Origin of the sequence: Parapedobacter koreensis, assembly GCF_900109365.1 — a bacterium.
Taxonomy (GTDB): Bacteria; Bacteroidota; Bacteroidia; order Sphingobacteriales; family Sphingobacteriaceae; genus Parapedobacter; species Parapedobacter koreensis.
In genome coordinates, this window is sequence record NZ_FNZR01000003.1 from 150,657 (window position 1) to 169,477 (window position 18,821).

16 protein-coding genes and 1 other RNA gene are annotated in these 18,821 nt (G+C 49.3%); 9 read left to right on the plus strand and 8 right to left on the minus strand.

The window, feature by feature from the left end:
* Positions 1 to 20 precede the first annotated feature (20 nt).
* The 5 genes from BMW65_RS08335 to BMW65_RS08355 form a co-directional block, all read right to left on the minus strand.
* Positions 21 to 521 (minus strand): DinB family protein, encoded by a 501-nt coding sequence (locus BMW65_RS08335; RefSeq protein WP_090604530.1) that lies wholly within the window; start codon positions 519 to 521, stop codon positions 21 to 23.
* An 85-nt stretch (positions 522 to 606) separates the two neighbouring features.
* Positions 607 to 1,548, minus strand: a complete 942-nt coding sequence (locus BMW65_RS08340) for a DMT family transporter (RefSeq protein ID WP_090604532.1) — start codon at positions 1,546 to 1,548, stop codon at positions 607 to 609.
* A 1-nt stretch (position 1,549) separates the two neighbouring features.
* Complete coding sequence (locus tag BMW65_RS08345) at positions 1,550 to 2,971, minus strand: exonuclease domain-containing protein (protein ID WP_090604534.1); 1,422 nt, start codon at positions 2,969 to 2,971, stop codon at positions 1,550 to 1,552.
* Between the two features lie 75 nt (positions 2,972 to 3,046).
* A complete protein-coding gene (locus BMW65_RS08350) occupies positions 3,047 to 4,060 on the minus strand; it encodes an NAD-dependent epimerase (RefSeq protein ID WP_090605376.1) in 1,014 nt (337 codons plus the stop codon).
* 17 nt (positions 4,061 to 4,077) lie between these two features.
* The gene (locus BMW65_RS08355; RefSeq protein WP_177181055.1) at positions 4,078 to 5,748 is read right to left on the minus strand and encodes an ArnT family glycosyltransferase; all 1,671 of its coding nucleotides are present in this window, start codon (positions 5,746 to 5,748) and stop codon (positions 4,078 to 4,080) included.
* Positions 5,749 to 5,829: 81 nt separating this feature from the next.
* Here BMW65_RS08355 and BMW65_RS08360 point away from each other — a divergent pair, with 81 nt between their 5' ends.
* Both BMW65_RS08360 and BMW65_RS08365 read left to right on the plus strand, forming a co-directional pair.
* A complete protein-coding gene (locus BMW65_RS08360; protein WP_090604537.1) occupies positions 5,830 to 6,801 on the plus strand; it encodes a glycosyltransferase family 2 protein in 972 nt (323 codons plus the stop codon).
* Positions 6,764 to 7,627: a lysylphosphatidylglycerol synthase transmembrane domain-containing protein gene (locus BMW65_RS08365; protein ID WP_177181056.1), complete on the plus strand. Its 864-nt coding sequence runs from the start codon at positions 6,764 to 6,766 to the stop codon at positions 7,625 to 7,627. Before BMW65_RS08360 ends, BMW65_RS08365 begins: the two co-directional genes overlap by 38 nt.
* A gap of 9 nt (positions 7,628 to 7,636) precedes the next feature.
* Here the strand turns inward: BMW65_RS08365 and BMW65_RS08370 are convergent, their stop codons facing one another.
* The 3 genes from BMW65_RS08370 to BMW65_RS08380 are packed head-to-tail and all read right to left on the minus strand — an operon-like array spanning position 7,637 to position 10,177.
* Positions 7,637 to 8,125: a hypothetical protein gene (locus BMW65_RS08370; RefSeq protein WP_218145371.1), complete on the minus strand. Its 489-nt coding sequence runs from the start codon at positions 8,123 to 8,125 to the stop codon at positions 7,637 to 7,639.
* A gap of 13 nt (positions 8,126 to 8,138) precedes the next feature.
* A complete protein-coding gene (locus BMW65_RS08375) occupies positions 8,139 to 8,738 on the minus strand; it encodes a hypothetical protein (protein ID WP_090604541.1) in 600 nt (199 codons plus the stop codon).
* Positions 8,739 to 8,785: 47 nt separating this feature from the next.
* Positions 8,786 to 10,177, minus strand: a complete 1,392-nt coding sequence (locus BMW65_RS08380) for an arginine decarboxylase (protein WP_090604542.1) — start codon at positions 10,175 to 10,177, stop codon at positions 8,786 to 8,788.
* A gap of 110 nt (positions 10,178 to 10,287) precedes the next feature.
* Here BMW65_RS08380 and argS point away from each other — a divergent pair, with 110 nt between their 5' ends.
* The 7 genes from argS (at position 10,288) to BMW65_RS08415 (ending at position 18,807) form a co-directional block, all read left to right on the plus strand.
* Complete coding sequence (gene argS / locus BMW65_RS08385) at positions 10,288 to 12,069, plus strand: arginine--tRNA ligase (RefSeq protein WP_090604544.1); 1,782 nt, start codon at positions 10,288 to 10,290, stop codon at positions 12,067 to 12,069.
* On the plus strand, positions 12,069 to 13,133 hold the full coding sequence (locus tag BMW65_RS08390) for an oxidoreductase (RefSeq protein ID WP_090604546.1): 1,065 nt from the start codon (positions 12,069 to 12,071) through the stop codon (positions 13,131 to 13,133). Before argS ends, BMW65_RS08390 begins: the two co-directional genes overlap by 1 nt.
* 19 nt (positions 13,134 to 13,152) lie before the next feature.
* Complete coding sequence (locus BMW65_RS08395; protein ID WP_090605377.1) at positions 13,153 to 14,352, plus strand: BaiN/RdsA family NAD(P)/FAD-dependent oxidoreductase; 1,200 nt, start codon at positions 13,153 to 13,155, stop codon at positions 14,350 to 14,352.
* A gap of 23 nt (positions 14,353 to 14,375) precedes the next feature.
* On the plus strand, positions 14,376 to 15,500 hold the full coding sequence (locus BMW65_RS08400; protein WP_090604547.1) for a glycoside hydrolase family 76 protein: 1,125 nt from the start codon (positions 14,376 to 14,378) through the stop codon (positions 15,498 to 15,500).
* 94 nt (positions 15,501 to 15,594) lie between these two features.
* Entirely contained in the window at positions 15,595 to 16,863 is a 1,269-nt protein-coding gene (gene fucP, locus BMW65_RS08405; RefSeq protein ID WP_090604549.1) for an L-fucose:H+ symporter permease, read from the plus strand.
* 91 nt (positions 16,864 to 16,954) lie between these two features.
* An RNA gene (gene rnpB / locus BMW65_RS08410) (RNase P RNA component class A) lies at positions 16,955 to 17,337 on the plus strand.
* A gap of 42 nt (positions 17,338 to 17,379) precedes the next feature.
* The gene (locus tag BMW65_RS08415) at positions 17,380 to 18,807 is read left to right on the plus strand and encodes a sigma-54-dependent transcriptional regulator (protein ID WP_090604550.1); all 1,428 of its coding nucleotides are present in this window, start codon (positions 17,380 to 17,382) and stop codon (positions 18,805 to 18,807) included.
* Positions 18,808 to 18,821 lie beyond the last annotated feature (14 nt).

The following is an 18,821-nucleotide window of genomic DNA, read 5'->3' on the forward strand; positions in this document are numbered from 1 at the left end:
AATGGGCCGATAACCGGAAATTACCTATCCCAGAATGGGGGTGGCTCAATACCGAGCGAACGGAGGTATACATAGCCCTGCCCCCGATGGTGCACTTCATTATCGATGAAGTAGTACAAGAGCCACCATACCGGGCCTTCCCACTGGCCGTACGCTTTATCGGTTTCCTGTAGCCGGGTAGGGTGTACTTGTGGCCAGACGTTATTGATGTAATCTGTGCTCCAGTCCCACAACCTAAGGATACCTTCTTTTGTTTTTGGATTGACATCCAGCTCCGCTGCACCGGGCAGCTTGTTCAGTTCCTTCCATTCGCCGGTAGCAATTCCATGCGCGCCCGTGGCTCCCATGCTGTTGAGTTCCATCGTTAATTCTTTGAATGTGCGCATCCCGCCGATGGTGTGCGAAAAGAGTTGATCTTCGGGAAAAGCGTCGATGACCCTGCGGGTAAGGCCGCGGTGCCCTTGCCAATGAGCCAGTAGCTGGGCGAGGCTAATGGTGGTTTCATTGTGTAATGTTTCCATTGTGTCGTCGTTTTTGATTTGTGAAAACAAAGAACGTGGGTGACACTGACAACCCTATGGCAGGCGGTTATTATTTTATTTTTTTTCAATGTGCGCTGTCGTCGGTATTACCTGCCGGATATGCACCTGCCTTTTTGGGCCGATAGCTTCTATTGACGAAATATACGCCGCCTAATGTCACCGTAAGTGCCAAAGCTGTAATCCAAGTCAATTTTTCGTTGAGAAAAAAGTAACCGAGGAGCAACGCGATAAAGGGGTTGACATACGCATATATTGAGGCAAGCCCGGACGGTAGGTGCTTCAAAGCATATAGGAAGCATCCGTAGGAAGCCAGTGATCCGAAGATGATAAGATAGAGTAAAGCCCAAAGGCTATCCGGGGAGATGGTGGCCAATTGGGAGTAGTCATCCAGAAACACACTGCCCATGAGCAAAACCACACCGCCGCTCGTGAGCTGGAAAGCCACGTTGACCAAGGTTTTAGCCTCGGAAGGCTTGTGTTTGGTATACACGGTGCCCGCAGCCCAACAAAAACAGGCAAAGAAGGCTGCTAATATGCCGTATAGGTAATTGGGATTGGCAAGGTCGGCCAGATTGTCCCGAAAGATGAGGCTTACACCCACACAGCCCAACAAAAGGCCCATGATCAAGTAAGCGTTGACCGCTTTTCGGTCGGCACCCGATACGTAACCAATCAGTACCACATAAACGGGCATCACCGAAACAATAAGGGCCGCCAGTCCACTGGGAATATAACGCTCAGCCCATCCCACAACACCATTGCCAAGGGCAATCATCAGCGTGCCCGCTACGAATTGGCGGGTAATGTCGCGCCGACTGATAGTCAATTTCTGGCCGGCCAGCAGCAATAAAGCCATCATCAGTGTGCCAGCGGTGACCTGCCGGATACCGGAAAACAGGAATGCCGGGAAGGTAGCCACGCCGATACGCATGGCGAAGTACGTGGTACCCCACACGATGCAGACAACGGCCAGGGCCAAGTAAGCGTTAACTATTTTTTTATCCATATTATTTCCTACAGGTGGTGTGCTGCCCGGGTTTCCATAGCTTATCCGGGTATTTTTCAGCGTAGTTGTAGATGAGTTGCATCATGTAATGGTTGCTATCGTATCGGGTAAGGGACGCTTTCAGTTCCGCAGGCGTGTAGCTGGATGGAAGATGGCTACCAATGTATCCCATGCCATAAAAATGCCCGTGTTCTACCCAAATACAGCTCTGTTCACCTTTTTCCCTGCCATCGTCCAAAATGGCAAAAGTAGGCAGGTGCTGCGTGAGCTGGCTGATTGCCGATTGGACGCGTTGATTATAATCCGTTTGTGACAGGTCCAATGCGGTGCCAGCCACTTGGAATATGTTCAGCTCGGATGGGTCGAAAACCGCCGACCGTATACCGAAGCTGCAGAAGCCGGGGTGGAGATCAAATTCTCGGATTAATCGGCGGAGTAAATTGAGTGCATCCAGTTGCCTGTGGAATAGGTGGATATGCTGATGGTATTTGCCATGTTTTCCAATGGCAAGGCGCAAGAATCCACTTTGATCTTCGTACGTATACAATGCAAATTTGGGCTCAAAGCGTTTCAGCGCCCGGTTGTAAATGGGCCACAGTCGTTTGATTTCGATTGCCTCCAGTAAGAGGGCAAGCAACTCGGTGCCACAGCGCTCATAGGTGATGGAGTAGATGTGGCGCAGGAAATGCTGACGCTGGAGGTTTGGATTGTGGCCGCTGAAGTGCTGGGCTACGCGATTACGGATATCGCGTGCTTTGCCTACATAAATCACCTTGCCGCCCCTATCCCGGAAATAGTAAACTCCTGGATCGTGCGGCAGACCGTCAACTGACTCTTTGGGTAGGTTGGGTGGTAATTGTTGGTGCTTGGATGTTTTTTTAAGCATCTCGGGGATAACGCCCCCGTTGTCCCACTCCAGCAACAATCCAAATAACACAGCAGTAGCCTGTGCATCACCGCCCGCACGGTGGCGACCGTTGATGGGTATTCCCAATGTATCGCACAACCTGCCCAGGCTATAGGAGGGGAGGCCGGGCCTTATTTTTCGGCTCATGCGTACGGTGCACAATTTGGGTACAGTAAGGCGGTATCCCGCTAGTTCCAGGTGGTGCCTTAAGAAGGAATAATCGAAGTTGACATGATGTGCCACGAAAATGCGGCCAGCAAGCAGGCCGTGGATGCGTGCTGCCAATTGGCTGAAAGCTGGACTGTCGGCCACCATCTCATTGGTGATGCCCGTCATGGCTTGGATAGACAACGGAATGGGGCACTCCGGGTTGATGAGTGACTCGAATTGTTCGATCACCGCCTGCCCGTCATGGATGAGGATAGCAATTTCGGTGATGCCGCTCCCGGATGCATGGCCCCCTGTGGTCTCGATATCCACAATGGCATATTCAGTATGTGCAGCCGCATGTCCCATATCGGCAAATGTACTAAAATAATTAGCTGTTTGCCAAGATTGAGCGCTTAAAAATTATTGCGTAGCAGCTTAATCTTATCCAATATATCGCAGGTACCATTCCACGAAACGTTTAACACCTGTATCCACGGATGTTTGGGGTTTGTAGCCGAAGTCTTTCTGCAACTTGCTAACGTCGGCCCAGGTCGCTTCCACGTCGCCCGGTTGCATGGGCAACAATTTTTTGGTGGCTTTTTTGCCCGTATGCTTTTCGATAGCTTCGATAAAATCGAGGAGTTTTACGGATTTGCTGTTGCCGATATTGTAAATTGTATAATTCGTAACTTCTGTGGTACCTTCCGAGCCATATAATACCCGTTTAATGCCATCCACAATATCATCAACATAGGTGAAGTCACGCGAGAGGTTGCCATTGTTGAACACGTTGAGCGGCCTGCCGTTGAGAATGGCGTCCACAAAGAGGAACATGGCCATATCAGGCCTTCCCCAGGGGCCATATACCGTGAAGAAGCGTAGCCCGGTGGTCTTTAGTCCGTAGAGATGGCTGTAACTGTATGCAGCCAGTTCATTGCTTCTTTTGGTCGCGGCGTAGAGGCTCACTGGCTGATCTACGCGATCATCCTCATTGAACGGGATTTTGTTGTTCAATCCGTATATTGATGAACTGGAAGCATAGATAAGGTGCTTGACGCCGTGGTGGCGGCAGCACTCCAATATATTGATGAAGCCGATGAGGTTGGAATGCGTATAGGCCTGTGGATTTTCGAGCGAATAGCGCACACCCACCTGCGCGGCCATGTGCAGCACGGTGTCGAATTGCTCACGACGGAAAAGCAGCTCCAGATTTTCCATGGCTGCGATGTCCGTTTTTTGAAAGCGATAATTACTATACATTTCGCTTGGCATCAGGCTATCATCATCGAGGTGGTCTTTGCTGATTCCACAGGCCGCTAGCCGAGCATATTTGAGGTTGACGTCGTAGTAGTCATTTATGTTATCGAGCCCCACCACCTGGTGCCCTTCATCAAGGAGCGTACGCACCAAGTGGAAGCCAATAAAGCCTGCGGCTCCGGTAACTAATATCTTCATGTGTTTCGATTTTGGAGTCATATCGCCTTGACCAGTAGGTAACGGCTCAACTGGCTGTTTCTTGTCTTTGCATTCAGGAAAGCAGGCTTTAGCCGGGTTATTCGGTAATGGGACGCCTCAGCGATAATTTCATGGGATCGCCCTGCGGCTTTCCACTGTTCCAGATCTGGCTCGGAAATAAAAAGGTATTTGCCCTTTTCCTGCAGGATCACATCCATGGGGAGCCGTTGGATATTCGTTTTCGTATAGAAGTCGAGTGTCCAATTGGCGTAGTAGTCGGGCATGACGATGTCCTTTGGAGAAATTCCCTTTTCTTGAATTTGCTTGGCCATTTGTAGGCCTGCCTGATAGTGCGTCAGCGCGGGATAAAACTGCGTATTGAGGAAAATGTTGAGCATGGCGACAAAATAGACACCCATAGCAATAATGCGCGGTACACGGGTATCATCCGACCATATGGCACGCACGAGGAGTACGCCTGCCCCCACCACAAGCAGGAAGCCGATTCCGCTCGGAATGCCGAAAGCTAAGCCGCCGAGGTACACCATGAGGGCTAGTCCTATGCCGATTAGCAGGTAGCCAAACCACAGGTATACTTTTGTTGTTCGCCCCGCGGCTTGCTTTCCCAACTGAAAGAGGTAAGCAGCCGTCAGGATAGCGATGATGGGTATGAGGCTGTTGAGGTAGTGGGGGAGCTTGAACTTCGAAAAACTGAAAATAAGCATTATCATCCAAAAGCCCCCTACGGTCAGGAATTCAGATCCGTCAACCTTGGCAAACCGGTTTTTGATGAAATACCACGTGCGGTTGAATACACCACCATACATGGGTACCGAAAACGGAATAAACACCCACAGCAGGCTATGGAAGAAAAACAGGTAGTCGGGGCTGTTGGCTCCGAAATCCTCGCCGCTGAACCGCTTGAAGCTTTGGTCCCACAAGATGAAGCGCACGCCGGATACGCCGTATTCACCGCGTACCAGCATTTCGGGATGCTGGTCGAACTGCTGATAATAAGCGTAGACGAAGGGCGCTATCCCAATGATAAAAGACAGGAGTCCCAGCAACAGCTTCCAGCGGAAAAAGCGCTGCCACTCACGGCTATAGAGCAGATAAGACAACACGCAGACGCCGATGATGCCTACGCCAACCATACCCTTTGCGCCCAGTGCCATTGCAGCTCCCAGTCCGCCCAGCAGGATGTGCGCACCTGTACCATTTTTGATGTAGGCTACCAAGTGGTACACTCCGAAGATGACCGCGCCCGTGAGTACGGCGTCGGTACGGACATCGTGAGCCGAAAGGATGATGGTCTGCGCTGATAGGAACATCAACGCAGCCACGTGGGCCATTTTACGGTCGCGGTACAGTGTTACCGTTAGTTTATAGGTACACCATGCGGCTATGGCAAGGAACAGCAGTGCAGGGATACGGTATGCCACATGGTTGATGCCAAACAAGTTCATGGACCATGCAGCAAGCCAAAAGTGGAGGTGAGGCTTGTCAAGATAAGGTTCATTGCCTTTATAGATATGGAGATAGTCGTCATTGAGTGCCATCCGCATCGCCATGGAAGCATGTTGCGCGGCATCGTTTTCCATCAACGGAACAAATAGGCCTGATAAATACGCAACCGAAAGGGCGGCATAAAGGATAATGATATTCTTATCTGATAATTGCGTGCTCATTACTTGCATTAAATCAATAAATTTGCGCCCATATAGGTGCAATTGGAGGCGCAAAAATAAACAAAACTATCAGCATACGACATGGACAGCAGCCGTTTTTACTCAATAGTCATCCCGTTATATAATGAAGAAGAGAATGTTCCTTTGCTGATTTCGGCCATCGCTTCGACGATGGGGAATTGGCGGTACGAATTGATTTTGGTAGATGACTTCTCCTCCGATGGTACGCGCCATGCCATTAAAAAGGTCGCAGATCCCCATGTCGTTTTAATCGAGTTTAAGAAGAACTACGGGCAGAGCTCCGCATTGATGGCGGGGATTGACCGCGCGAAGGGGGATTATATCGTCACCCTTGACGGCGACCTACAGAACGATCCCTCGGATATCCCCATGATGGTCGATGTCTTGGAGGCGGGCGACTACGACTTGGTCATCGGCGAACGCCAGAAGCGGCAAGACAACATCATCCGGACGTTTCCTTCACGGATAGCCAATGCCATTATCCGGCGTACGACCAAGCTGGATATTCGGGATCACGGGTGCGCCCTGAAGGTATTCACAAAGGATACAGCTAAGGAGCTCCAGCTTTACGGTGAGTCACACCGGTTTATCACGCTGCTGTCGCACCTCAATGGTGCTCGTATCAAACAGGTGCCGGTGAAGCATCATGCACGTCGTTTCGGTGTCTCGAAATACGGTATTGGCCGCACATTCAAGGTTATCAACGACCTATTACTGCTGCTTTTCACGCAGCGTTACCTGCAGAAACCCATTTACCTGTTTGGCAATTTGGGATTGCTAACGTTCTCACTGGGTTTCATCATCAACGTTTACCTGTTGATAGAGAAGCTGCTTGGTAACGAAATAGGGGGGAGGCCGCTGCTCATCCTGGGTGTATTGCTGGTATTTGTTGGGATACAATTTTTTACCATCGGTATCGTGGTGGATCTACAGATGAAAACCTATTACGAATCACAGGACAAGCGTCCGTTTATTATTCGAAAAATCAGTACGTTTGAAAAAAGCAAGGAAAGCAGCAGCCAGCTTGGTTAGGATACTTGTCAGTGCAGTTTTGCTGTACCTGGTATTTGCCAAAATTGATTTCAGCAGTGTATGGTCATTGGTCAACACGTCCGAGGTTGGATTCCTGCTTTTGGCATTGGTTGCATTTATAGCCTCCCAATGGGTTTCATCGTTGCGGTTGTTGGCTTATTTCCGTGCCAGCGGCTTTTACCTCAGTACGTTGAGCAGCCATGCCCTTTATCTGCTTGGTATGTTTTACAATTTTTTCATTCCGGGTGGCATCGGGGGGGATGCATACAAAGTGTATCTGCTCAATAAACGATTTGCTTGGGGGATAAAGCCGTTGACCTACAGTGTATTGAATGATCGATTGTCAGGGTTGGTGGCCATCATTGTATTGGTGCTGGCATTAGTCGTGCCGTTATTGCCCGGTTGGTGGAAACTGCTGGCCTTGCCGGGAATTGCCATGGCTATAGGGGCCGCGCATATGATGATCAATCGGTTGTTCCCTGCCTTTCGTGGTATTTTTTTCAGCAGCTTGGGCTATTCGTTAGCCGTTCAGGTGCTCCAGTTGCTCTGCGTCTATTTCACATTGGTAGCATTCAGGGCTACCGAGGGCAGTTTGGTGTATTTCTTGGTATTCCTTATGAGTGCCATCCTGAGCGTGGTGTCGTTTTCTGGAATCGGCGTGCGGGAATGGCTGTTTTTACAGGCTTCGCAGCGGTTCGATTTCCACTCCGAGATAGCGGTCTCTGTGGCGCTATTATTCTCCTGCATGACCGTATTGGTTGCGCTCTTTGGCGTATTTTACCAACTTGCCGGAACGCCGCTCAAGCATACGGAGACAACAGGATAGGCCGGGTTGTCATCCCTCGGGATGATCGTTGGAAATGGTGTTGATGAGATCGCGTGCCGGGGGTGCTACAAACACATTCGCTTCGGGTTTTTGCCGCTTGATGGGCATCACCATAAAATAAAGACAGGTAAGTCCCCAGGTACCCCAAAAAAGATAGCCCCCGGCGTGGAAATTTGCCTGCATCAACCGATGGGTGGTGGTGGTAAAATCAAGGTAAGTGAAATAAGCCCCGGAGAGGCCGAAGACGAGGATAAGCAGCAGGACGACGAAAGCTAACTTTCGACCCAGGAGCCGCTTGGTGAGCCATAGGGCAAGGACCAGTACCAATTGGATGGCGAACAAAAGCAGGGCTGTCTTCCACCATATTTTGAATACGCCGTATTGGTTATACAGCACGCTGATGCCCACTCGTCCAACCAGGGACATCTGCGATATCAATACACCGGAAATGGTAGCAAGCAATGCCTGTATAGCTACGAGTGTTCCTAAACCTTTCATCGCATGTGGCCAGCTATTTGGTGACTCCCCAACCTGTCTCCTTATTGAAACGAAGCGTATAGGTATTCTTGGTAAACGAGGCGTTGTTGTTGGCCCCTTTTTCTGCGAAATCCACAAAATCCGTGTCTGCTTTTTTGAGTGTCACCGTTGCTTTTGCCCGGTTCTTGCCGGTTTGTTCCACCAAGATGCCACCATCTTCGTCCAGCGTGTATTCAACTGTTTTTACGGTTGCCTTCTTATCCGTTTTCTCCAATACAAACGGAATGGACTTGTCCGTCAGCTTGACAAGGTATACAAATGTACTGTCTTTGGATAAGAAGCGCTTTCGCTCTTTGAGAAGCTCCAGTGTCACATATCCTCCTTTTTCCAACTGCTGGTAAGCCTTTAATAGGTCGGCATCCGATTTTTGGCTGAATTTCACTTCTCCATAAGCGACCTCGGCTGTCTCATATACCGGATTGGATTCCAGGTAATAAGCGACCTCGCTCAATGCCACCCGATCACTGATGGACTTATCGCTGCCGCAGGCAGCCCATAAAACAGCCAGGAAGATCAAACCTATTGACTGATGCTTGGATATGGTCATATGGAGTAAGACATCTTTTTTCAGCATAGTACATCGCAAAAGTTATTCCAATGTTTCCACGCCGTTATACACTATTATTGGTAACCCAATAATCGCAACACCTGCTTGCTGTTCTGCTCCTCGCCGAATACCTCAAAGTTGAACGTCTCATCGCGGTTTCTCCGTACCAACACGTGCTTGGGCGAGGGAAGTAAACAATGGTGGATGCCACCGTAGCCGCTCAACACTTCCTGGTAAGCCCCGGTATGGAAAAAGCCGAGGTATTGGAGCTTCCGGGTCTTGGGCATGAATACACTGTTGATGTGGGCTTCCTGGCTGTAATAATCCTGTCCATCACACGTAATGCCTCCAAGATTGACACGTTCGTATTCCGCATCCCAATTGTTTACAGGCAATAGGATATACTTTTGGTTCAGCGCCCACACATCGGGCAGGTTGGTGATGAAAGAACCATCCAACATCAACCATTTTTCACGGTCATTCTGCTGTTTGCGACCGATGACCTTATACAGGATACCCGAGGCCTCGGCTACCGTGTATTTGCCAAATTCGGTGATGATATCGGGCTCCATCACTTCATGTATGGCACAGATTTGCTTGATGCGGTTTACGATCTCATTGACCATGTATTCGTAGTCAAAATCATGCACCAGGGAATCCTTGAACGGCATGCCGCCGCCAATGTCCAAGGTGTCAAGGTCGGGGTTTATTTTTTTGAATTTGCAGTAAAGTGTAACGTATTTTTCCAGTTCATTCCAATAATAAGGAGTGTCCGAAATACCGGAATTAATGAAAAAATGGAGCAGCTTGACCCTGAAATTGGGGTTGGGGGCAACTTTATTGTTGTAAAAATCGAGAATATCCTCCAGTCGGATGCCCAGTCGCGAGGTATAGAATGGCGAATCAGGTTGTTCTTCTGCGGCGATGCGAATGCCCAGGTTACAGGGCTCCTCAAGCTCCACCTCGTCGTCGTAGATATTAAACTCCTCTTTGTTGTCCAATACTGGAATGATGTTTTTGTAGCCGTCATGCAACATGTCGATGATATATTGCTTGTACTGGTACGTCTTAAACCCATTGCAGATGACGGTGATGTCCTTATTGACCACCCCTTTCTTTTCCAGTGCGTCAATCATCGGCATGTCAAAAGCCGAAGAAGTCTCCAGGTGGATGTCGTTTTTCAAGGCCTCTTCTACCACATGCTTGAAATGCGAGCTTTTTGTGCAGTAGCAATATTTATAGGTGCCGCGGTAATTGTGTTTCAATATTGCGGTTTGAAATAGTATCTTGGCTTGCTGGATCTTCTTGCTGATAATGGGCAAGTAGGTAAACCGCAACGGGGTGCCATATGTCTCGATCATTTCCATCAGATTGAGATCATGGAAATACAATTCATCGTCTATGATTTCAAATCCATCTTGGGGGAAGCCCACGCTTAGGTCAAGAAATTCCTGATAGCTCTGCATTTTTTTATAATTTTGGCAAAGATATATTTTCGCTACGAAACGCTATATATATCTAATGTAAATTTGCAATTTCGCTATCAATGCTAAGAAATTAATGCTTAAATACTTACATGGCCAACACAATACAACAACAGCTTATTTATCATACCCAGCAGGCAGTTAAAGCGTTATACCAATCGGACATTCCGGAAAACCAGCTCACGATACAGGAAACACGCAAAGAATTTGAGGGACAGCTCACCATCGTTGTGTTTCCCATTACACGGTTTTCAAAGAAATCCCCTGAAGCAACGGGTGCCGAAATCGGCGCTTACCTGAAAGAACACGTGCCCGAATTGGCAGCGTTTAACACCATCAAGGGCTTTCTAAACCTCAGTCTATCTGATGTATATTGGACTGATTTGTTTAAAACACACGTTATCCAGGAAAGTTTTGGCAGATTCCCATCAAACGGAAAGAAGTTGATGGTTGAATATTCATCACCCAATACCAATAAGCCATTGCACCTCGGCCATATCCGCAACAACCTCTTAGGTTATTCGGTAGCTGAAATATTGAAAGCATACGGCTATGAAGTGATTAAGACCAACTTGGTAAATGACCGGGGCATTCACATTTGTAAATCCATGTTGGCTTGGCAACGATGGGGCAACGGAGAGACACCCGAAAGTAGCGGACTCAAGGGTGACCACCTCGTAGGCAACTATTATGTTCGCTTTGACAAAGCATATAAACAGGAAATAGACATGCTGAAGGCACAGGGGCTCAGTGAAGAGGAGGCCAAAAAACAGGCGCCAATCATTCGGGAGGCGCAAGCGATGCTCCAGCGCTGGGAAGCGGGCGACGAAGCGGTCATCGCGCTGTGGAAGATGATGAATGGGTGGGTATACGCTGGTTTTGAGCAGACTTATGGTCGCCTTGGTGTAGACTTCGATAAATACTATTATGAATCGGACACCTACCTGCTTGGCAAAGATATCATCCAGGAAGGGCTGGATAAGGGCGTGTTTTTCAGAAAAGTGGATAATTCCGTCTGGATAGACCTCACTGCCGATGGACTGGATGAGAAATTGGTGCTTCGGGGCGACGGTACATCCGTTTACATTACGCAGGATTTGGGCACTGCCCAACTGAAATATGACGATTTCCACATGAGCGAATCCATTTACGTGGTGGGCAATGAACAGGATTATCATTTCAAGGTGCTCTTCCTGATTCTTGAGAAATTAGGTAAACCATGGGCCACCGGTTTATTCCACTTGTCGTATGGCATGGTAGACCTGCCATCGGGCAAGATGAAATCGCGTGAAGGGACGGTGGTCGACGCGGATGACCTGATGGACGAAATGACGGAAACCGCCAAAAAACGGACGGAAGAACTGGGTAAGACCGAGGGACTATCTGATACCGGCAAAGCGCACCTCTACCACATCATCGGCATGGGTGCACTTAAATATTTTCTCCTTAAAGTTGAGCCCAGGAAGCGGTTGCTCTTCGATCCCAATGAATCCATCGATTTTCAGGGACATACGGGGCCGTTTATCCAGTATACCCATGCGCGCATTAAATCGGTGCTGGCAAAAGGGGGGTATTCACAGGCCACACCGCTGGCCGTACCATCAGTACTGGCTTCCAGTGAACGTGATCTGATTCAGCTGCTGCATAATTATCCGGCTGTCATTGAAGCCTCGGCCAAGGAGTTCAGTCCGGCGCAATTGGCCAATTATTGCTACGAGGTAGCTAAGCAGTATAATAAGTTTTATCATGAAGAATCTATCTTGAAAGCTGAAGAAGAAGCGAGGGATTTCAGGCTGCACCTATCGTCGGCAACAGCCCGTATCATTGCCAGCGGCATGCGGTTAGTAGGCATCGAGGTACCAGAAAGGATGTAATGGATAAACCGATAAACGTTGGACTTATTGGCTTCGGCATGGCCGGGCGGGTGTTTCACGCTCCGGTAATCGCGGCCGTCGATGGCCTGCGGTTGCATAAAGTAAGCGCCCGCAAACCCGAGCAGCGGGAAATATTGCAAGCCAGGTATCCTGAAGCGGTCATTGTAGCACATGCGGATGAAATTATCCACGCTGAGGATATCGACCTTGTGGTGGTGGCCACATCGAATGAGGTACACCATTCCCTTACCCAAGCAGCGCTGCTTGCCGGTAAACATGTGGTGGTCGAAAAGCCGTTTACGAATACCGTGGCGGAAGCCGATGAATTGGTCGCGCTGGCGAAAGCACGCGGCCTGTTGGTGAGTGTACACCATAATGCCCGCTGGAATAGTGACTACCTGACGGTTAAGAAAGTCATTGAAAATGGGCGCCTTGGCCGGTTGGTTTCTTTTGAGGCGCGCTATGACAGGTTCCGCAATGCATTGAAGGAAAATGCATGGCGAGAGGCCAATCTGCCCGGATCGGGCATTCTCTATGATTTGGGGGCGCATCTGATTGATCAGTCGCTGCAGCTTTTTGGCAAGCCCGAGGCCATTAATGCAGACCTGCGTACGCAAAGGCCGGGGGCGCAGGCCGTGGATGATTTTGAGCTCATCCTGCATTACCCGCAGCTCAAGGTGTCGTTGAAAGGGGCAATGCTCGTAAAGGAGCCGTCGCCACGGTATGCACTGTATGGGCTGGATGGTGCTTTCGTAAAGTATGGCATCGACCCGCAGGAAGCCGCTCTCAAAGCCGGGGAAAGCCCCAAGGGAAATCCCAATTGGGGGCGGGAGCCCCGCGACAGCTGGGGTAAGCTGAACGTTCTTGAAGACGGAGTGGATGTGATTGAATACATAGAAAGCGAACGGGGGAATTATCCGGCCTTTTATCGCAACATCCGTGAAGCCATTGCTGGTGAGAGCGGATTGGCCGTCAAGCCAGCGGAGGCGCGGGATGTCATTTACGTCATCGAAATGGCTGAAAGAAGCTGGGCGGAGCGACGAACAGTAGATTTACGATTTTAGTTTGGCTATTGCACAAGTTGTGAAGAATCAATATGATGCCATTATCATTGGCGGCGGGGCTTGTGGCTTAATGTGTGCCGTACAAGCGGGCATACGCGATCGGCGTACGCTGGTATTGGAACGGAATGAGCGCCCTGGAGCGAAAATACTCATTTCTGGTGGGGGTCGGTGCAATTATACCAATTTATATACGACCACGGCCAACTTTATATCGGCCAATCCTACGTTTGGCCAGGAGATTTTATCACGGTGGTCCGTGGCAGACACCATTGGCTTTTTTGAAAGGCACGGGATTGTGGGGAAGGAGAAAACCCTTGGGCAGCTTTTTCCCATGAGCGACCGGGCCAAAGACGTGGTGCAGGTCTTTGCAACGCTACTGCAACGGTATGGGCAGGCATTGAGCCTGAACAGCAGGGTAGTGTCCGTGGCCAAGGGGGCCAATGGAACGTTCGAGGTTGCTTATGAATATGGCGGGGAACTGAAATATGCACATGCCAATGGGGTGGTAGTGGCAAGCGGAGGGTTGCCCGTGGCAAAGTTGGGTGCCAGCGATTTCGCTTTGCGGATTGCCCGCCAGTTTGGGCTGGATGTAGTGCCTACTGCTCCGGCACTGGTGCCGTTGACCATCACCGGAAAAGATGCCGAATGGTTTGCTGCGCTTTCGGGTAATAGTGTATTCTGCCGGGTGTTTAATGAGCGTATCAGTTTCGAGGAAAATATCCTGTTTACCCATTGGGGGCTAAGTGGTCCGGCGATATTGCAGCTTTCATCGTATTGGCGGCCGGGTGAGGCTATCGGTATCGATTTATTGCCGAATCATTCTATCGAACAACTAATCAACGATGATCGAATGGCTGGTGGAAAGCGCCTGGTGTCGCAATTGTTGGGTGACTTCTATTCGCGCAGGTTGGTGGAAGCATTGGGCAAATTTCTGCCCATCGATACCAAGATTGCGTCTTTGGGGAAGGCAGAAGCCAAGCGGATTGCCGAGACCATCCATCGGTTTGCCCTAAAACCCGCTGGAGACAAAGGATATGACAAGGCTGAGGTAATGCGCGGCGGTGTGGCCACAGATGAATTACACCCACAGACATTGGAAGCGCAAAAAGTGGCTGGATTGTATTTCGGTGGTGAATGTGTAGACATGACGGGATGGCTGGGTGGTTATAATTTCCAGTGGGCATGGGCAAGTGGATATGCAATCGCACAAGCGATTTAACAAACGAATCGTAAACATACATCATGATGCTATTGAAATCACTGATATTGATGGGCTATGTCTTGGTCAGCCAAGTGCAGGTTGGGGCCGACCGTGGTGCCACCCGCTGGAATGCATTGGCCGATTCGCTGCAGCAATCTACCCGCGCAACTTACTTGTCATCAGGAGGCAACTATTATATTCAGGACAATGCCGGAGATACCACTTTTCACTACTGGTGGAATGCACATATGGTGGATGTGTTGGTAGACGGTTACCTGCGTACGCAAGACCGCACATACTTGACACGGGCAAAGCGGCTGCTTGAGGGGATATATGGAATGAACGGCAACCGCTATCCGAATATGTTCTACGACGATATGTTGTGGCTGGCGTTGGCAAGCTTGAGGGCTTATGAGGCGGGCGGGGACACTACATTTCTTGACGCGGTGGATATCCTCTGGAATGATATCCAAACGGGTATCAACGAACATCAAGGCGGTGGCGTGGCTTGGCGGAAGGATCAGCTGACCTATAAAAACACACCGGCAAACGCTCCGGCAATTGTACTAGCCTGTCGGCTGTACATGCATTTTGGCAGAACGGAGGATCTCCAAACAGCGATTGCACTGTATGACTGGTTGAAGGCAACGTTGGTCGATCCGGTATCTGGACTGGTATGGGATGGTGTCAATCGCCAAGGGGACGGGCGGATTGATAAGGATTGGCTTTTCACGTATAATCAGGGGATTTTTATGGAGGCAGCCCATGCGCTTTACCATGCCACCAAAGATGCCCACTATCTTGAAGATGCCCTGCGAACGGCGGATGCCGCGCTCGGCAGTCCGATCATTTCACCAAAGGGCATACTGCGTGATGAAGGGCAAGGCGATGGCGGATTGTTTAAGGGTATTTTGATTCGTTACCTTGCTCAACTCGCCCGTGATATGGATGTGCAAACTGAAAAACGATACCAATATACGCAATTTGTCCATGCCAACGCATTGGTCGCAGCCAACCGGGCAGTGTTGAGGCCGGGGATGCTTGTGGGGCCGGACTGGAACGAAAAACATGCCGATGTACTCGCCCTATCGTCCCAGTTGAGCGGCCTCATGCTGTTCGAAGCCCGGGCCAGTTTGGGAAAAATAAACGAAATAAAAATAAATTAACCTTTTTCCTATTGCATAGCTAAAACGGTTTACTATCTTTGGACGGTCGATATGCCTAACGGCTTAGACCGTAACTGATTTAACCTTAAAATGCATGGAAAATACTACGCCTCAAGCCACAGCGACGAAGCTGCCAGCCAATCAAACATCAAAACTTACTGAACGTAAATACGGGGTCGTTTTCGGTTTTGTCACACTGCTGTTTTTGCTGTGGGGCATTGCCATTACCATGGGCGACGTGCTGAATAAGCACTTCCAAAATGTACTTGGCGTATCAAAGGCCGAATCGGGCCTCGTACAATTTTCGATTTTTGGTGCTTATGCCGTGATGGGTATTCCCGCAGGGCTTTTTATGAAACGCTTTGGGTATAAGCCGGGGGTATTGCTGGGACTTGCATTGTACGCGACCGGCGCCTTCTTATTCGTGCCAGCTGCGGATGCCGAATCATTTACTTTTTTCCGCGTTGCCCTATTTATACTGGCTTGTGGGTTGGCTACGTTGGAGACGGTTGCGCATCCCTTTATTGCATCGCTTGGCGATCAGGCGTCAAGTGATAGGCGTATTAATTTTGCACAGTCATTTAATGGATTGGGCACCATTATCGGCCCTACACTGGGCAGTTATTTTATCTTAAGTGGCAATATCGGTGAAACGGGAAGCCTGACGTCCGTCAAGATGCTTTACGTGGGCATAGGGATAGTTATCCTATTGGTGGCCGTCTTGTTTAGTTTTGTGCGTGTACCTGCGTTGCCTTTTGAGGGTGAGCATGCGCATGGCACTGCGCAGGCAGCTGCATCGATCCCGGCAAAAAAAGGACTGTTTCAGCACCGCCATTTCATTTGGGCGTTTGTGGCGCAATTTTTCAACGCTGCCGCACAGGGTGGTACCTGGGCATTCTTTATTAATTATGGTCATGAGAAAATGGGACTTACCGACGAAGTGGCGGGTTATTACTTTGCTACCAGTATGATCATGATGACCGTGGGAAGGTTTGTGGGGACTTTTTTAATGAAGTATATTGCCCCGAACAAGCTATTGGCCACGTTTGCGGCTTGTAACGTCTTGATGTGCCTGATCATCGCGCAAAGTTGGGGATGGCCATCATTCATCGCACTGTTGATGCTTAATTTCTTTTTCAGCATTATGTTTCCCACCATCTTCAGCCTTGGACTCAAAGATCTGGGGCGGCATACACAGCAGGCCTCATCCTTCATTGTGATGGGGGTAGTGGGAGCAGCCATCTTCCCCTTTTTGATGGGACGGATTGCTGATTACGATATTGCAGTGGCCTATTACCTGCCCATCATATGTTATTTTGTTATTTTTCTTTTCGGGGCCAAATTTTATAAAACAAGTAGGTAGGGCTGGTGTTCTTACGTATAGGTAAAAACAGCTCAGCTAGCAGGGTACGCTGTATTTTCAAGTTTGTAACTTAATGCTTACCTTTGCACGAAAGCAAACCTGTTCTATCGCTCCGGCTGATGCCGGGGAGGAAAGTCTGGACAACGCAGAGCGCCCCGCTTCCTAACGGGAAGGGCTTCGGCAATTGCCGGAGTACGGAAAGTGCCACAGAAAACAAACCGTCCCGAATGCTTTCGGGATAAGGGTGAAAACGCGGGGTAAGAGCCCACGGCTTTGCATGGCGACATGCATCGCGGTAAACCCCGGGGGTTGAAAGGCCAAATAGGTTGCGGAAATTAAGGGAGTTGCTCGTTTCCATCCCGCAAGGGAGCCGCAACGGGTAGGCCGCTGGAGCTTGTCAGTGATGGCAAGCCAAGATAAATGATAGAAATCCTGATTGGGATACAGAATCCGGCTTATAGGGTTTGCTTTTTTTAGTTTGTGATACCGTGCGCAATACGCAATACCCAATAAAATATGACCAAGATATTAATCATTGACGATGAACGAGCCATCCGAAGTACGTTAAGGGAAATCCTTGAGTATGAAGATTATAAGGTAATCGATACGGATAACGGAATCGATGGGCTGGAGATTATCAAGAAGGAAGAGATAGATCTGGTGCTTTGCGACATCAAAATGAGCAAGATGGACGGCATGGAGGTACTTACGGAGGCGATGGCTCTCAAACCGGACCTGCCATTCATTATGATTTCCGGCCATGGGACAATTGAAACGGCGGTTGAAGCCAGTAAGAAGGGGGCTTATGATTTCATTTCCAAACCACCGGACCTCAATCGGCTGCTTATCACTGTCCGCAATGCGTTGGAACGTGGCACATTGGTCACCGAGACCAAAGTGCTGAAGCGCAAGGTAAGTAAAACACGCGATATCCTGGGCGATTCTGGGGCCATCCAGCGTATCAAGGAAACGATTGAACGTGTGGCTCCGACAGACGCCAGGGTGCTGGTGACCGGAGCTAATGGCAGTGGTAAGGAACTTGTGGCGAGGTGGCTGCACGAAAAATCACCCCGTGCGAATGCACCGCTCGTGGAAGTAAATTGTGCCGCTATTCCCTCAGAATTGATTGAAAGCGAACTTTTTGGGCACGAGAAAGGTTCATTCACCTCCGCTGTAAAGCAGCGTATTGGAAAGTTTGAACAGGCACATAATGGCACGCTGTTCCTTGATGAGATTGGAGACATGAGCCTTTCGGCACAGGCTAAAGTACTCAGGGCATTACAGGAAAACAAAATTACCCGTGTAGGTGGTGAAAAAGAGATTGCCGTGAATGTACGGGTAATCGCCGCCACAAATAAAGATTTGCTGAAAGAAATTGATGCGGGCAACTTTCGTATGGACTTGTACCATCGCTTGAGTGTAATTATCATTCATGTACCGTCATTGACCGAACGAACAGATGACATCCCCGTGTTGGCGAAGCATTTTTGCGAAGAGATCTGTGCTGAATATAATATGCCAGTAAAGAAAATAACGGATGAGGCCATGGAGGCACTCAAAGCGTTGCCATGGACAGGCAATATCCGCGAATTACGCAACATGGTGGAACGTCTTATCATCCTCAGCGATCGATCCATTACCGACCAGGATGTACGGGCCTTTGCGAATCCCAGCTCCTTTTCCAGCATTGCCGTAGCGGCAAAGGCCGAACCTGTAAAAGAAACAATGGTACCAGCCTCCGTATCGACGATTGGAAATGCCACCAGTATCTACGACGATTTTTCTTGCTTTCAGGATTTCAAGGATTATACCGAGCGGGAATATATTAAATACAAATTGGAAAAGAATAGCTGGAATGTATCCAAGACGGCTGATGAAATTGATATCCAACGTAGCCACCTCTACAGTAAAATTGAAAAATATGGCTTAAAAAGAGAGGCCTAACCTTATTGCCCACG

What these genes read in the sequence shown, in the direction of transcription:
- BMW65_RS08335 (WP_090604530.1), bottom strand. Translation starts at nt 521, where the DNA reads ATGGAAACATTACACAATGAAACCACCATTAGCCTCGCCCAGCTACTG.
- BMW65_RS08340 (WP_090604532.1), bottom strand. Translation starts at nt 1,548, where the DNA reads ATGGATAAAAAAATAGTTAACGCTTACTTGGCCCTGGCCGTTGTCTGC.
- BMW65_RS08345 (WP_090604534.1), bottom strand. Translation starts at nt 2,971, where the DNA reads ATGGGACATGCGGCTGCACATACTGAATATGCCATTGTGGATATCGAG.
- BMW65_RS08350 (WP_090605376.1), bottom strand. Translation starts at nt 4,060, where the DNA reads ATGAAGATATTAGTTACCGGAGCCGCAGGCTTTATTGGCTTCCACTTG.
- BMW65_RS08355 (WP_177181055.1), bottom strand. Translation starts at nt 5,748, where the DNA reads ATGAGCACGCAATTATCAGATAAGAATATCATTATCCTTTATGCCGCC.
- BMW65_RS08360 (WP_090604537.1), top strand. Translation starts at nt 5,830, where the DNA reads ATGGACAGCAGCCGTTTTTACTCAATAGTCATCCCGTTATATAATGAA.
- BMW65_RS08370 (WP_218145371.1), bottom strand. Translation starts at nt 8,125, where the DNA reads ATGAAAGGTTTAGGAACACTCGTAGCTATACAGGCATTGCTTGCTACC.
- BMW65_RS08375 (WP_090604541.1), bottom strand. Translation starts at nt 8,738, where the DNA reads ATGCTGAAAAAAGATGTCTTACTCCATATGACCATATCCAAGCATCAG.
- BMW65_RS08380 (WP_090604542.1), bottom strand. Translation starts at nt 10,177, where the DNA reads ATGCAGAGCTATCAGGAATTTCTTGACCTAAGCGTGGGCTTCCCCCAA.
- argS (WP_090604544.1), top strand. Translation starts at nt 10,288, where the DNA reads ATGGCCAACACAATACAACAACAGCTTATTTATCATACCCAGCAGGCA.
- BMW65_RS08390 (WP_090604546.1), top strand. Translation starts at nt 12,069, where the DNA reads ATGGATAAACCGATAAACGTTGGACTTATTGGCTTCGGCATGGCCGGG.
- BMW65_RS08400 (WP_090604547.1), top strand. Translation starts at nt 14,376, where the DNA reads ATGATGCTATTGAAATCACTGATATTGATGGGCTATGTCTTGGTCAGC.
- fucP (WP_090604549.1), top strand. Translation starts at nt 15,595, where the DNA reads ATGGAAAATACTACGCCTCAAGCCACAGCGACGAAGCTGCCAGCCAAT.
- BMW65_RS08415 (WP_090604550.1), top strand. Translation starts at nt 17,380, where the DNA reads ATGACCAAGATATTAATCATTGACGATGAACGAGCCATCCGAAGTACG.